The 14,797-nt window shown below is 65.4% G+C and carries 8 protein-coding genes; 5 read left to right on the top strand and 3 right to left on the bottom strand.

Annotated features, from left to right (window positions below; all coding sequences use genetic code 11):
• Positions 1-12 precede the first annotated feature (12 nt).
• On the bottom strand, positions 13-951 hold the full coding sequence (locus BLU04_RS08900; RefSeq protein WP_093284834.1) for a nicotinate-nucleotide diphosphorylase: 939 nt from the start codon (positions 949-951) through the stop codon (positions 13-15).
• 35 nt (positions 952-986) lie between these two features.
• Positions 987-1,727, bottom strand: a complete 741-nt coding sequence (gene pyrH, locus BLU04_RS08895; protein WP_093284831.1) for a UMP kinase — start codon at positions 1,725-1,727, stop codon at positions 987-989.
• Between the two features lie 158 nt (positions 1,728-1,885).
• Here pyrH and BLU04_RS08890 point away from each other — a divergent pair, with 158 nt between their 5' ends.
• The 5 genes from BLU04_RS08890 (at position 1,886) to BLU04_RS08870 (ending at position 8,177) form a co-directional block, all read left to right on the top strand.
• The gene (locus BLU04_RS08890; RefSeq protein ID WP_093284829.1) at positions 1,886-2,200 is read left to right on the top strand and encodes an HU family DNA-binding protein; all 315 of its coding nucleotides are present in this window, start codon (positions 1,886-1,888) and stop codon (positions 2,198-2,200) included.
• 83 nt (positions 2,201-2,283) lie between these two features.
• A complete protein-coding gene (gene hisS / locus BLU04_RS08885; protein WP_093284826.1) occupies positions 2,284-3,555 on the top strand; it encodes a histidine--tRNA ligase in 1,272 nt (423 codons plus the stop codon).
• 16 nt (positions 3,556-3,571) lie between these two features.
• The gene (gene aspS, locus BLU04_RS08880; RefSeq protein ID WP_093284824.1) at positions 3,572-5,362 is read left to right on the top strand and encodes an aspartate--tRNA ligase; all 1,791 of its coding nucleotides are present in this window, start codon (positions 3,572-3,574) and stop codon (positions 5,360-5,362) included.
• A 505-nt stretch (positions 5,363-5,867) separates the two neighbouring features.
• Positions 5,868-7,274, top strand: coding sequence for a pyruvate kinase (gene pyk / locus BLU04_RS08875; RefSeq protein WP_093284821.1), 1,407 nt, complete (start codon positions 5,868-5,870; stop codon positions 7,272-7,274).
• A 54-nt stretch (positions 7,275-7,328) separates the two neighbouring features.
• On the top strand, positions 7,329-8,177 hold the full coding sequence (locus BLU04_RS08870; protein WP_093284818.1) for an SDR family NAD(P)-dependent oxidoreductase: 849 nt from the start codon (positions 7,329-7,331) through the stop codon (positions 8,175-8,177).
• Positions 8,178-8,258: 81 nt separating this feature from the next.
• Here BLU04_RS08870 and BLU04_RS08865 read toward each other — a convergent pair whose 3' ends face one another.
• Positions 8,259-14,663, bottom strand: a complete 6,405-nt coding sequence (locus BLU04_RS08865; RefSeq protein WP_157895226.1) for a filamentous hemagglutinin N-terminal domain-containing protein — start codon at positions 14,661-14,663, stop codon at positions 8,259-8,261.
• Between the last annotated feature and the right edge of the window lie 134 nt (positions 14,664-14,797).

The following is a 14,797-nucleotide window of genomic DNA, read 5'->3' as shown; positions in this document are numbered from 1 at the left end:
GGATCCTCTTCTTTAACCGAGATCGGGAAGCGACCCCATGACCTCCAGCGAGAAGTCGATCGACGGCGCGCTGTGGGTCAGCGCCCCCACCGAGATGAAATCGACCCCCGTCTTCGCCACGCCGGGAATCCGCTCCAGCGTCATGTTCCCCGACGCCTCGAGCGGGCACCGCCCGGCGACGAGGGCAACGGCCTCCGCCATCGTCTCGTTCGTCATGTTGTCGAGGAGGATCCGGTCGACGCCGAGGTCGGCCAGGACCGCCACCTGCTCCAGCGTGTCGGCCTCGAACTCGAGGAGCGCCGCCGGGGCGTGGGCGCGGGCCGCCGCGATCGCCTCGGCCAGCTTTTCCCTCGGGAGGGAGGCGCCGTGGGCGCCGCCGCCGCTCTCGACCGTCCCGCCGCTCCACCAGACGAGGTGGTTGTCCTTCACGAGGAACTGGTCGTGGAGCCCCATCCGGTGATTGAGGCCGCCGCCGCAGGCCACGGCGTACTTCTCCAGCACGCGGAGGCCGGGCGTCGTCTTGCGGGTGTCGAGGATGCGGGCCTTGCCCCCGGCCAGGCTCACCGCGTCGGCGAAGGCGCGGGTCATCGTCGCGACGCCGGAGAGATGCTGGAGGTAATTCAGCGCGGCCCGTTCCGCCGTCAGGATCGCCCGGAGGGAGCCCTCGACGAGGAGGACCGTCGCCCCCTTCTCCAGCCGGTCCCCGTCGGCCACGTTCGTCGCCACCGCGAGGGGGGAGACCGATTCCATCGAGGCGAAGACCTGCTCCGCCACGGGGAGCCCCGCGAGGACGCACGGCTCCTTGCAGAAGATCCGGGCCGAGGCCCGGGCCGAAAGGGGGATGAAGACCGCCGAGGTGATGTCCCCCGGCCCGATGTCCTCGGTCAACGCGCGATGGACCGCCTCCCGGACGACCTCGGGCGCAGGGGCGGGAGGAGGAAAGGAGGCCATGCCCTAATATAACACCTAAAGCGGAAGCCCCGCCCTTACTTGTCGCTGACCAGCGTCCCGACCCGCTTCCCCATGACGACGTCGTGGAGGTTCTCCTCGCGGAACATGTCGAAGACGATGATCGGGACCTTGTTGTCCATGCAGAGGGAGAAAGCCGTCGAGTCCATCACCGCGAGGCGGTTCCGCAGGGCCTCGATATAGGTGATCTTGTCGTAACGCTTCGCGTCGGGGTTCTTCTTCGGGTCGGAATCGTAGATGCCGTCGACCTTCGTCGCCTTCAGGATCACCTCGGCCCCGATCTCGCTGGCGCGGAGGGCCGCCGCCGTGTCGGTGGAGAAGAAGGGATTGCCCGTCCCGGCGACGAAGATGACGACGCGCCCCTTCTCCAGGTGGCGGATCGCCCGGCCCCGGATGAAGGGCTCGGCGACGTTCTTGATCTCGATGGCGGTCTGGACGCGGGTCGAGATGCCGACGTGGCCCAGGGCGTCCTGGAGGCCGAGGCCGTTGATGATCGTGGCGAGCATCCCCATGTAATCGGCCGTCGTCCGGTCCATCCCGGCCTGGGAGGAGGTGAGGCCGCGCCAGATGTTGCCGCCCCCGATGACGATGGCGACCTCGATGCCCAAATTATGAATGGCGGCGATCTGCCGGGCGATCTGGAGGGCCACCGCCCGGTCGATCACATCCTTTTCTCCCGCAAGGACTTCTCCGCTCAGTTTCAGTAGAATGCGCTTGTAGGCGGGTGCGGCGTGAGGAGAGGAAGTCGTGGTGTCCATTAAAGGTGTAACGATCCGGGATGGGGGCTTTTTTGTCAATTCCGCGATAAAATCAGTTTGGATCGGTTGTAAATCAAGAAAACACCCCGGGGAAAACATTTATAACTTGCAATCCCCTCCCGGATCGGACTGTATAGGCGGTTCATAACCATTTGACCATGAGCAACCTGACCAAGAGAGACTTAGTAGTGCGAATCAGTGACGAGACCGGCCTCGTCCAGCAGGACGTGATGAAAGTCGTCCAGAAACTCCTCGACTCCTTCGCGGAGAGCATGGCCAAGGGTCAGACCATCGAACTCCGCAACTTCGGGGTCTTCGAGGTGAAGATGCGGAAGGCCCGCGTCGGCCGCAACCCGAACAAGCCCGAGAAGGACATCGTCATCCCCCCCCGCGCCGTGATCAAGTTCAAGCCCGGCAAGGAACTGAAGGCGATGCTCTCCAAGCTCACGGAGACCCTCGCCGCCCAGCCGTAGCGAAATGGAGGGGGGCTCGCCTCCCTCCCGACTCCCTCAAGTATAGTATACGAGGCGAGTAGACGATATTAAGGGGGGCGCTCATGCCCCCCTTATTCGTTCTCCGCCTCTTCACCCCCTCCCCTTTCCAGACCGTGCAATCGCTCCCCGGCTTTCGGGACTTCTATCCCGAGGATTACGCCTTCCGCCACCAGATCGTCTCCTCGTGGCGGCGCACGGCCCGCACCTACGGCTTCGTCGAATACGACGGCCCCCCGCTCGAATCGCTCGAGCTTTACCAGAAGAAGTCGGGCGACGAGCTCGTCGGCCAGCTTTACAACTTCGTCGACAAGGGCGACCGCCCCGTCTCCCTCCGCGCCGAGATGACCCCCACCCTGGCCCGGATGGTCGCCGCGAAGCACCAGCAGTTCCGCAAGCCGCTGAAGTGGTTCTCCGTCCCCCAGGTCTTCCGCTACGAGCGCGCCCAGAAAGGCCGCCTCCGCGAGCACTTCCAGCTCAATTGCGACCTCGTCGGCGAGGCCGGGATCGAGGCCGACATCGAGCTCATCGCCCTCCTCGTCGACCAGCTCCGCAACCTCGGCCTGACGGCGGAAGACTTCGTCGTCCGCCTCAGCGATCGCCAGTTCTGGACCCACTTCCTGAAGGAAAAGAACGTCCCCGAAGCCCAGTGGTACGAGGTCTTCCAGGCCATCGACAAATCGGAGCGCGAGCCGCGCGAGAAGATCGCCGGACGCCTCGACCCCCTTGGGTTGACCGACGCCGTCTACCAGGTCCTTGAAAACGGTGCCCCGTGGGAACGCCTCGACCTCGTCCTCGCCGGATTGAAGGCCCGGGGCCTCGACGGCTACGCCCGGGTCGATTTCCGCATCGTCCGCGGCCTCGCCTACTACACCGGCATCGTCTTCGAGGCCTTCGACCGCGCCGGGCAGCACCGCGCCATCGCGGGCGGCGGCCGGTATGACGACCTGCTGGAGAAACTCGGCAACGAATCCCTCCCCGCCGCCGGCTTCGGCATGGGCGACGTCGTCCTCGGCGACCTCCTGAAGGCGAAGGGCCTCCTCAAGACCGAGGACCTCCCCCCGGAGATCGACGCCTACGTCGTCATCCCCGACGAGGCCTACCGCGCCCGGGCGCTCGGCGTCGTCCAGACCCTCCGCGAGGCGGGCCACGCCGTCGACTATCCCCTCGTCCCGACGAAGATGAAGAAGCAGTTCGAGAACGCCGAAGGCCGCCGCGCCCGCTGGGCCGTCATCGCCGACGCGAAGCTCGAAAACAACCTCGTCGAGCTGAAGACCCTCGCCGACCGCACCCAGCGCGAAGTTTCCCTTTCCGACCTGATTTCCCAACTCTCCTAATTCCATCCCCATCGCCATGCCGAACACCGTCCCCGTCTACCGCACCCACCTCTGCCACGAACTCCGCGCCGCCGACATCGGCCAGACCGTCACCCTCTCCGGCTGGGTCAAGTCGCGCCGCGACCACGGCGGCGTCATCTTCATCGATCTCCGCGACCGCGAGGGCCTCACCCAGATCGTCTTCAACCCGGAGACGAACAAGGCCGTCGCCGACCTCGCCCACACTCTCCGCGACGAATTCGTCATCCGCGTCACCGGCAAGGTCGTCGCCCGCCTCACCGGCACCGAGAACAAGAACCTCCCGACCGGCGAGATCGAGATCGTCGCCTCCCAGCTCGACGTCCTCAACGCCTCCCTCACCCCGCCCTTCCCCCTCGACGGCAGCGTCGAGAACGAGGACCTCCTCCTCTCCCACCGCTACCTCGACCTCCGCCGCCCGGCCCTCTTCAACAACATCCGCCTCCGGCACCGGATCACGAAGGTCCTCCGCGACGGCCTCGACAAGCTCGGCTTCATCGAGGTCGAGACCCCCATCCTCTCGAAGAGCACCCCCGAGGGCGCGCGGGACTTCCTCGTCCCCAGCCGCCTCGCCCCCGGCAGCTTCTACGCCCTCCCCCAGGCCCCGCAGCAGTACAAGCAGCTGCTGATGGTCGCCGGGCTCGAGCGCTACTTCCAGATCGCCCGCTGCTTCCGCGACGAGGACCTCCGCGCCGATCGCCAGCCCGAGTTCACCCAGGTCGACCTCGAGGCCTCCTTCGTCACCACGGAGGACCTCTACGCCTGGCTCGAAGGCCTGATGCACGCCATTTTCAAGGAAGCGAAGGGGATCGACATCAAGACCCCCTTCCCCCGCATGACCTGGGCCAACGCGATGAACGCCTACGGCAGCGACAAGCCCGACGTCCGCTTCGGCCTCCGCCTCGTCGAGCTGACCGACGTCTTTGCCGAGAGCCAGTTCAAGGTCTTCCGCGCCGCCGCCGACAACGCGGCGAACGGGAGCGTCATCAAGGCGATCAACGCGAAGAAATTCGCCTCGATCACCACCGGCCAGATCGAGGACCTCACCAAGACCGCCCAGCAGTACGGCGCGAAGGGCCTCGCCTTCATCAAGGTCGAGGGCGGCGAGTGGAAGTCGCCCATCGTGAAGTTCTTCAGCGAGGCCGAGAAGAAGGCCCTCACCGAGCGCCTCGAGATCGAGGAGGGCGACCTCATCCTCTTCGGCGCCGACAAGTGGGAGACCGTCGTCGAGGTCCTCGGACGCATCCGCCTCCGCGTCGCCGAGATCCTGAAGCTCGTCGACGACATCGACGCCCTGAACTTCCTCTGGGTCGTCGACTTCCCCCTCCTCCAGTTCAACGCCGAGGAGAGCAAGTGGAACGCCGTCCACCATCCCTTCACCCGCCCGAAGGCCGAAGACCTCGCCCTTCTCGACGATCCGGCCAACTACGGCAAGATCCGCGCCGAGGCCTACGACCTCGTCCTGAACGGCGTCGAAGTCGGCGGCGGCAGCATCCGGATCCACGAGGCCGACCTCCAGTCGAAGATGTTCACCATCCTCGGCGTCGACGAGGAGACCCAGCAGAGCATGTTCGGCCACATCCTGAAGGCCTTCCGCTTCGGCGCGCCGCCCCACGGCGGCCTCGCCCTCGGCCTCGACCGCCTCGTCATGCTCGTCGCCGGGGCCGAGACCATCCGCGACGTCATCGCCTTCCCGAAGAACAACCGCGGAGCCGATCTCATGACCCAGTCCCCCGCGAAGGTCGAGGCAAGGCAGCTACGGGAACTGCATATCAACACGAAGGTTTAGCCCCCCCGCCAGCGCACCTCTCCCAATAGGAGTCTGGGCGTATTGGCCCCGTCTCCCCCCGCAATCCGTACCCTCGGGCGTACCGGAACCATCCGATTTTAATCCAGTTCGGAGACGAGGCGCCGCCAAAGCGCGTCCGCCTAGTTCAAGCCCTCAGAGGGGGACTGCCTGCGCGATAGCGCAATACCTCGTAAAGGGGAAACTAACTGGCAGGGTCGGGAGACAAGTTCCAGGAGGGGCAAAGCCCCTCTTGGGATCGCCCCCAGCTGTACAGGGTTGACCGCGCCAGTCCCGAAGGGCACTCCGGGAAGACGGCGCAAAGGACGCGCTTTTCTCCCATGCGCCCCTCTCCCATCGATCTCTTTCCCAAGCGTTTCCTTTCCCCTAATGACACCGAAAATCACTTCGGAAATGCTTGTCCGGCCTCGAAATTGCTCTAGCTATTTAAAGGTCCGTACATTCCGATTTCATATCGCTTTTCCACCCTAATTTAACGACCCCTCCCATGCGCCGCACCAAAATCATCGCCACCCTCGGCCCTGTCTCCGAATCCCCCGAACGCCTCAAGGAAATGATGCTCGCCGGGGTCAATATCTTCCGGCTGAACATGTCCCATGCGAAGCATGATTGGGTCCGCAATCTCTGCACCTCGATCCGCGCCATCAGCAAGGAACTGAACCTCCACGTCGGCCTCCTCCTCGATACCCAGGGGCCCGAGATCCGCACCGGCGACCTCCCGAACAAGCTCAACCTGAAGGCGGGCGACAAGTTCACCTTCACCGTCCGCGGCGCGAAGCGCGAGGAAGAGTATTCCGTCGACGTGAACTATAACGACATGGTCGACGACATCGCCGTCGGCGACGTCATCCTCGTCGACAGCGGCGTCATCCGCATGAAGGTCCTCGAGAAGGAGAAGAACCACCTCGTCTGCGAAGTCCTCACCGAGGGTGTCATGGGCAGCCGCCGCCACATCAATCTTCCCGGCGTGAAGGTCAACCTCCCCGCCCTCACCGAGAAGGACATCGCCGACATCCTCCTCGGCATCGAGTGCGGGATCGACTACGTCGCCCTCTCCTTCGTCCGCGAGGCGAACGACATCCGCACCCTCCGCAAGCTCCTCGCCGAGAAGAACGCCTCCCACATCAAGGCCGTCGCCAAGATCGAGGACCAGCAGGCCGTGAAGAACCTCGACGAGATCATCGCCGAGGCCGACGGCGTGATGGTCGCCCGCGGCGACCTCGGCATCGAGTGCCCCTTCGAGGATCTCCCCATCATCCAGCGCCGCATCGTCCGGACCTGCATCCGGGAGAAGACCGCCGTCATCGTCGCCACCCACATGCTCGAAAGCATGATCCAGAATCCGATCCCGACCCGCGCCGAGATCACCGACGTCGCCAACGCCGTCTTCGAGCAGGCCGACTGCATCATGCTCTCCGGCGAGACCACCGTCGGCGCCTACCCCATCGAGTCGGTCCAGACCCTCGACCGGATCGCCAAACGGATCGAGGAGAGCGGCACCTCGGAACACCAGGGGACCATCGTCCTGAAGAGCGACCGCGAGTTCGTCGTCCGCTCTGCGGTCGATCTCGCCGACCGCGCAAACGCGGCCGCCATCTGCGTCTTCACCCGGACCGGCCACTTCGCCGAGGTCACCGCCGCCCTCCGCCCGAAGAAGTCCCTCATCTACGCCTTCTCCGAAGAGGAGGCGCTCTGCACCCGGCTGACCCTGAACTACGGCGTCCGCGCCTTCGTCCTCCCCTTCCCGCAGTCGCCGAACGAGACCGTCGTCCGCGCCGAGAAGTTCCTCCGCGACAAGGGCCTCCTGAAGAGCGGCGACAAGGTCGTCTTCATCTCCGACATCCGCCTCGACGACGAACTCGTCAGCTCCGTCCTCCTCCACGACGTCCGCTAGGGCGTCGAAAGGGGGCGAAAGGGAAGGAACAGCAAAGATTTTCGAAGGCTTTTCATGATGTCCCGGCACGACTTCCGCGGCTGGACCGCCCTCGTCACCGGTGCCTCGGCAGGGCTCGGCGAGGAGTATGCGCGTCAGCTCGCCCCGCTCCTCCAGACCGCACCCGGGGACGGCGGCCGCCTCCTTCTCGTCGCCCGCCGGGAGGAGCGGCTGGCGGCCCTCGCCGCCGCGCTGACCACGGCCCATCCCGGCCTCGCCGTCGAGGTCCTCCCCGTCGATCTCTCCGATCCGGCCGCCGTCTCCGCCCTTCTCCCCCGCCTCGCCGAGGCGCGGATCGATCTCCTGCTGAACAACGCCGGGCTCGGCGATTCGGGCCTCTTTGAGCTGACCCCGGCCCGCCGCGCCGAGGAACTCCTCCGCGTGAACATCGAGGCCCTCACCCGCCTCACCCTCCACCTCCTCCCCGGCATGGTCGAACGGAAGCGGGGGGCCATCGTCAACGTCGGCTCCGTCGCCGGATTCCTTCCCCTTCCGTCCCGCGCCCTCTACGCGGCCTCGAAGGCCTTCGTGAACAGCTTCTCCGAGGCCCTCTACTGGGAGCTGCGCCCGCTCGGCATCACCGTCACGGCGATCTGCCCCGGCCCGGTGCCGACCGAGTTCTTCCATGCCGAACGGCGCGACACCAGCACCCCGCCCCGGTGCGACTGGCTCCACCGCCGCCTCCATATCAGCGCCGCCCAGGCGGTGCGGGAATCGTTGCGGACGGTCCTGGCGGGCAAGCCCCGCTTCGTCCCCGGCGGCCTGATGCGGTTCCTCTCCTTCCTCCTCCACCGCGTCCCCCTGGCCCTCCTGCGGGTCGGCTACTGCGCCCTCACGCCGGTCTATACGCGGGACCGAAAGTAAGGCTCCCCCTCCCGCTCTCCGGGCAAAAAGAAACCCGCCGAACATTCGGCGGGTTTCTTTTTGGGAGGGAAGCGTGCGGCGTCAATGGCCGAAGATCGCGTTGCTCAGGTCGTGCCGCGAGCCGGAGGAGAGGCCGCGGTCGAGCTGCGGGGGCGGCGGGACGTTGACGCCCGTCGAAATGCCGCTCGCGCCGATGACCGAGGAGGAGCCGGGACCCATGACCGTTTCCTTGCCGTCGCCGCCGCTCGACGCGGGGGTCGTGTTGTTGCCCATCGTCGCGCTCTTCTTGTCGCTCTTGCGGTCGCCGCTCGACGACTTGCCGCTGCTGTCGCCGCTGGTGCTTTCGACGCTGTCGGTCGGCTTCGTGTCGCCGGTCTTCACGTCGTTGACAGTGAGGCCGCTGTTCGTCGTGGAATTGGCCGAGTTCGACGTCACCGTCGGATCGGTCTTCTGGACAGTCGTTATCACCACCGGCGTGTTGCTCACCGGAGTCGTGGTGGTCGTCGTCGAACCGGAGTAGCCGGTGATGTTCGTCGTCCCGGTCGCCGAGATCGTCCCGAAGGAGCCGATCGACGTTCCCGAGGCCGTGAGGGTGATATCCCCGGTCACGGTCAGGGAGAGCTGCCCGGTCACGACGAGGGCCGAGCTTCCGGTGACGCTCTCGCCGAAGGTGCCAGTGAGGTTGCCGATGACCGTGCCGGTCAGGTCGGGATCGTTGACGCTGACGAGGGTGACGTTGCCGGTGACCCCGTCGAGGTTGACCTTCGAGCCGGAGATCTTGATCGTTACCGTGCCGACGTTGCCCGCGACGGTCGTCCCGTTGGCGTCGACCTGGAGGGTGCCCCCGCCGCTCAGGGACTGCATGTAGGTGTAGCCGGTGTAGGCCCCTTGAAAGACGGCCCCCGTAATCAGGCTGCTGATGTCCTGGCCGACGTTGACCGTCCCCGTCGTGCTGCCGAGGTAGACCGTCCCGCCGTCGGTCGTGAAGTTGGAGAGGGCGGTGAGATCGCTGCTGGTGATGTAGGCCTGCCCGCCGGGCGCCGTGACAGGATCGACGGCGAGGGTTCCGCCCGCCGTGTGGGTCTCGATGTGGAGGGAGCCGGAGCCATAGGACGGGACGGAGAAGCTCGCGCCGCCGATGCCGATATGGCCGTCGGACTTGAGCGTGATCGTGTCGGTCGAGAGGAGCTTCGTCGTCAGATCGGTCGAATTCGTCGTCCCGAAGATGCCGGGGCCGGAGAAGGTCAGCCCGGTGGCCCCGTCGATCGTCGTGTTCGCCGAATGGACGACCGAGAAGTTGCCCGAGATATTCTGGATCGTGATGGTCGATGCCGAGGCCAGGTTGATGCTCGTCGCGGCGGTGATCTTGCTCGCCGAGATCGCGATCGGGCCGGTGGCGCTCATGGCGGCGGTCGAGGTCGCCGCCACCGTCGAGCTAGACACCGAGATCGTCCCCCCGGAGTTGAGCGTGATATTGCTGCCCGACACCGTGGTCCCCGTGATCGTGAGCGCCGTGGCCGCCGTCATCGCGGCGCTCGAAGTCGCCGTCACCGCGCTGGAGACGACGACCGAATTGCCGGTGGAGGTCAGCGCGATATTGCCGCCGGAAAGGGCGCTGCTGACGTAGACCGCCGCCCCGTTCGTGGCGCTGAAGGTCCCGGTCGCCGCGTTGAGGATCGTCCCCCCGGCGTAGGAGTTCAGGTAGAGGTCGCGGCCGTCGCCCGTCGCGTCGAGGTAGACGTCGCCGGTGGTGGCATGGGCGGTGACGGCGAGGGAGGCGCTCGGGCTGGCTCCGGGGGCGCCGAAGACGACCTGGTTCCCGCTGGTGCCAATCGACCCGGAGGTCGCGTTGAAGTAGGCGGTGTTCCCGACATGGAGGAGGCCTTGGCCGGCGGAGATGCCGGCGATGCTCCCCTTCGTATTCACCAGGGAGAGATCCTTGGCGTAGATCGTGCCGTAATTGAGCGAGCCGCCGGTCGCGGGCGTGGCGGAACCGACCTTGATCGTCACCGTGCCGTAGTCGTTCTGGATGAGGGAAGCCCCGGTCATGGAGAAGCTGCCGCCCGCCCCCGTCGCATTGGCCGTGATGGAGAAGCCGTTCGCCTGGTCGACGTTGGTGAAGTCGATCGTGCCGTTGAGGTTCACCGATTGGTTGGCCGTGACCGAGAGGGCGTTGGTGCCGAGGTTGGAGATATCCTCGTAGATGCCGGAGCTGCCGTCGTCGGCGGAACCGTCGCTGTGGTAGCCGATGAGGACGTTGCCGCCCGCCTCGATGGTGAGCGTCCCGTCGCTGACGGCGTCGGTCGAGATCAAGGTCCCGTTCCCGACCGAACCGTGGCTGAGGTACAACGAGCCGGAGAGGGTGATGTCGCCGGTCGCATGGAGCTTCAGGTTCCCGTAGGCGCTGATAACGCTGTCCTCGATGGCGATCTTGTTCGCGTAGAGGTTGTCGTTCGCCTCGTCCATCGTGACGTGGGACTGGGAGAAGGTGAGCGTGCCCGCCGTGATCGTCGTCCCGCCGTCGAGGCTGCCGATGTTGATCGTGCCGAAGCCCGTCATCCCGTCGACCCAGAGGGTGCCGAGCGAGGCGGCGGCGTCGCCGACGCCGACGCTGGTCAGGCTTGTGGGGGCGATGCTGAGCGTCTCGGTGCCGTAGGCTCCCCGGAAGACCCCCACGTTGGACGAGTTATTCTGAAGGATCTGATCGTAGCTGATGGTCGAGCTCTCGTAGGAGGCCGTGGGGTAGAGGATGCTGTTCGCGCTCACCTTGATCGCGCCGTTGGTCGCGGAAAGGTAGGGGATGAGCGAGGGCGTGCTCAGGTCGCCCTTGCTCGCCGTCGCGACGAGGGGGGTGGAGGTCGTGAAGGCGAGGGCCTCGCCGGTGCCCGAGGAGTAGGCATTCACGTTCAGCACCGCCGAGGTCCCGGAGACCGAGGCGTAGGAGCCATCGCGGAAGGTGACGCCGTGGTTGTTCGCCCCGCCGCCGAGGGAGGTGCCGGTGATCGTGAGGGAAGTCGTTCCTTCTCCGTAGGGATTCGTGAGGCTGACGGCGGCGCCGTTGTCGATCAGGACGCCCGAGGAGCTGTCGGCGGAGGCACTCCCGGTGCCAGTGATGTGGATACCGCCCGAGGTGACCCCGGAAGCACTGACGTTCGAGGCGGAGATGAAGACGCCGTGGCTGTTGCTCACGGTATTGCTCGTCGCGCCGCTGACGCCGGTGATCGTGATCACGCCCGAGCCGCTGGTGAAGACGTTCGAGGCGGTGCCGTCGTAGGTGCCGCCAGAGACGCTGAAGTTGCTGATCTCGACGCCCATCCCGCCGTTGACGTTGGCGCTTTTGCCCTTGAGGGTGATGCTGCCGGTCCCCGCGTTGATCGTGGAGCTGAGGATGGCGACGCCACCCAAGGTAACCCCGGTGTGGCTCGAATTGTAATTGGTGGCATTCTCGACCGCGTAGCCGGTGCCGTCGCTCCCGCCGCCCATCACGACGCTGCCGCCGAGGGTGGAGATCGTGCTGTCGATGACGTAGATCGAACCGGTTCCGGTCCCGGTATTGTTGGCGTAGAAATTGAGATTGAAGGCACCCGTGATGCCGTTGCTCGATTCCCAATCGACGCCGCGAACGTAAATGTCCTGGCCTGCGGAGAAGGTCGCCGTGCCCTGGCCATACAGGCTGTAGTAGCTATCGTCGAAGACGATGTTCCCGACCGCCGTGAAGGTCGCCGTGCCGCCGCTGCCGAGGTCGAGATTGCCGGCGGAGAACTCGATGTCGTGGAGGGCAGTGAGGGTGGCGGAGCCGCCGTTCAGGGTGCCGTTATTGACCTGGAGAGTCCGCGAATCCTGAGAGTCGATATAGGCGACCCCCGTGCCCCCCACGGTGAAGTCGAGGGAGAGGGCATCGCTCGAGCCCGCGCCGTCGCCGATCAGGATGTGATTGCCCGAGGTGCCGAGGGAGCCCGAGGCCGTGAGTTGGATTTCGTAACTTGCGGTGAGTTTGCTGCTCGTGTTGAGGCCAACAATGTCGCCACCGTTGTTTTCCAACGTGATCCAACCATCGTCGCCCAGGGAGGTGATCTTGGAATAGGTGATCGTACCGGTCCCGCCATAGCCGCTGCCACCGAGGGTGATCTTGACGTGGCCCCCGCCGCCGTTGATCTCGCTCGTCGAGGACATCGTGATATCGGCGATGCTGGTCTCTTCGGTCTGGCCCGTGGTCAGGTTGATGTCCATGCCCGAAATGTAGTTGCCATTGCCGTAGTTGCGGGCCGCGCCCGCCGTCGTGATCGTTCCGTTGATCCTCATGCCGCCCCGCGCCTCCATCGAGATGGCGTACCCTTCGGGATAGTAATTCTGTTCCAGGGACTGAATCGTGACACTCGACGCCGTCAAGCCGTCGGCCCCGTAACCGATGACGATATCGCCGTCGTAAGTCATGACGTAGAGATTGGAAGCCGCATAGCCGCTCTCCGTCGAGTCGGCCAACGTGATGTTGCCGCCGAGATAGATATTGCCGTTGTTCGACACGATCTCCGTAGAACCGACGCTGGTGATGTCGACGCCGATACCGATCGTTCCGTCGGCGCTGATGTAGACCGCGTCGTCGTAGTCCTGGCTGATGCCGCTGAGGCTGCCCGACGTGAGTGTGATGGTGCTGTTGTCGGAAATCAGGGAGATCTTGCCGCCCGAAACGATCAGGCCTGCGCCGGTCGTGGCGATGGCACCGCCCGCCTCGAGTTGGAGGGAATCAGCGCCGTAATTCTGCAAGTTCGACATCGTGACGGTGAGCCCGTCGAGGGTGATGTTCCCGACCGCCGCGTAGGCCGAGTAGACGGATCCGCTGGAGTTGTAGACATCGGTGACGGCGGAGCCGGTGAGGGCGACGGTGTGGAACTCGATATTGCCGTTGTTCGAGACGAGCGAGAGGCCGTAATCGCCCGACCACGTGACGTTGGTGAGGATGACGTTGCCGTCGGCGGTGAGGGTCAGGGTGTGGAGGCCGGTGATGCCCGACTGGTGGGAGCTGGTGACGATGATGTTGCCGGAGGCCGTGACCGTGACGTCGTTGTCGGCGAGGGCGGCGAAGAGGGAAGCGGTGGAGATGTAACTGGTCGAACCGGCCGCGCTGAAGTCGTAGGAGGTGGAGTCGGAATAGGAAACCGTATCGGTGACGCTGTCGCCGATGTCGACGTCGGTCGGATCGAGGAGCCAGACGCCGCCGCCGGTGTTCACGAGGCCGACGGCATCGAGGTAGACCTTGCCGCTGGTCTCGACCCAGCCGCCGTTGCCCGCGCCGACGCCCTTGGCGCTGATGGTGCCGTAGAAGCGGGTGGTGCCGTCGGACCAGGCAACGACGGTGCCGCCCTTGCCGGAGACCGTGGCGTCGGCCTTGATCGTGGTGTTGGCCCCGATGTAGGTCGCCTTCGAGTTGTAGACGGAGGGATCGCCGGTGCCGTGGGCGCTGCCGCCGACGTAGACGGTACCGCCTCCGAGGGCACCGCTGGCATCGATGCTGCCATGATCGTAGAGGGCGACATTATCGCCGCTCAATTCGACCAGACCGCCAAGGCCGGTCGTGCTGCTGGCATCGACGACGCCGTTGACGAGGGTGGTGCCACCCGATCCGCTCTGGACTTTGATGGTGCCGCCGCTGCCGTCGGCGTTCTTGGCGACGAGGGTGCCGCTGCTGCTGAGGGTGCCGCCCGCGGCGCTGAGGTGGACGACGCCGTTCTTGGCCGTGGCTCCGGTGGCGCGGACGACGCCGGTGTTGTTGATGGCGAGGCTGTAGAGGTTGCCGGTGGCTTTGAGGTCGGCCTGGACGGCGTTGATGATGCCGCTGTTGTTGATGCCGGTGCCGGCTCCACTGCTGAGGCTGCCGCTCCCGACTCGGACGAGGCCGCCTTCGGGGACGCCGGTGGTGAGGTAGAGTTCGTCGGTGGCGTAGAGGCCGACGAGGCCGCCTTTGCCCGCGACTTCGCTGGCGTTGACGGTGCCCTGGTTGTCGATGTGTTTGGCGATGAGGTAAACATCTCCGCCGACGGCGTTGATGGTGCCGAGGTTGGTGATGGCGGCGGTGCTATTGCCGACGAAGTGCATCGCTCCGCTCCCGTTGTTGGCGATGAAGTCGGCGTTGTTGATGTCGAGGGTGCTCGCCATGAACCCGGCGGTGTTGACGATGCCGGTGGCGCCGATCATGACGCCGTTGGGGTTGATGAGGAAGACTTTGCCGTTGCTGCTCAGGGTGCCGTAGATCTGGGAAAGGTTGGTCCCGACGACGCGGTTGAGGACGGTGCTGTTGGCGTCGCTCTGGATGAATTTGGTCAATTCCCCAGCCCCGATGCTGAAGTCTTGCCAGTTGATGACGGCTCCGTTGCTGTTGACGACGGTCAATGTGTTGCCGCTGCTGCTGATGTTGGCGCTGCCACTGACGACGTCGCCCCCGGTGGGGTTCGCCCGTAGCTCCCACGGGGTGACGCTGAGGCCCACCATGATCCCCAACAAAAAGATACCGGCCAGCTGCCCTAGCTGGCTTTGCCCGTACCGGGCCCCTTTGAATCCTTTCATGTCCTGTTTCCCTTTAAATCAGTGATTTGCAATCGGTTAAGTGAATCGCGTTTCGCCGA

This window comes from Verrucomicrobium sp. GAS474 (assembly GCF_900105685.1).
In the GTDB taxonomy this organism is placed as follows: domain Bacteria; phylum Verrucomicrobiota; class Verrucomicrobiia; order Methylacidiphilales; family GAS474; genus GAS474.
Note: the sequence above shows the minus strand (reverse complement) of the source record. Positions and strands in the feature narration are given on the sequence as shown.

Excerpts from the sequence above, each read along its gene's own strand:
- pyk (WP_093284821.1), top strand. The coding sequence starts at position 5,868 with ATGCGCCGCACCAAAATCATCGCCACCCTCGGCCCTGTCTCCGAATCC.
- BLU04_RS08865 (WP_157895226.1), bottom strand. The coding sequence starts at position 14,663 with ATGGTGGGCCTCAGCGTCACCCCGTGGGAGCTACGGGCGAACCCCACC.
- BLU04_RS08870 (WP_093284818.1), top strand. The coding sequence starts at position 7,329 with ATGATGTCCCGGCACGACTTCCGCGGCTGGACCGCCCTCGTCACCGGT.
- pyrH (WP_093284831.1), bottom strand. The coding sequence starts at position 1,727 with ATGGACACCACGACTTCCTCTCCTCACGCCGCACCCGCCTACAAGCGC.
- aspS (WP_093284824.1), top strand. The coding sequence starts at position 3,572 with ATGCCGAACACCGTCCCCGTCTACCGCACCCACCTCTGCCACGAACTC.
- BLU04_RS08890 (WP_093284829.1), top strand. The coding sequence starts at position 1,886 with ATGAGCAACCTGACCAAGAGAGACTTAGTAGTGCGAATCAGTGACGAG.
- BLU04_RS08900 (WP_093284834.1), bottom strand. The coding sequence starts at position 951 with ATGGCCTCCTTTCCTCCTCCCGCCCCTGCGCCCGAGGTCGTCCGGGAG.
- hisS (WP_093284826.1), top strand. The coding sequence starts at position 2,284 with ATGCCCCCCTTATTCGTTCTCCGCCTCTTCACCCCCTCCCCTTTCCAG.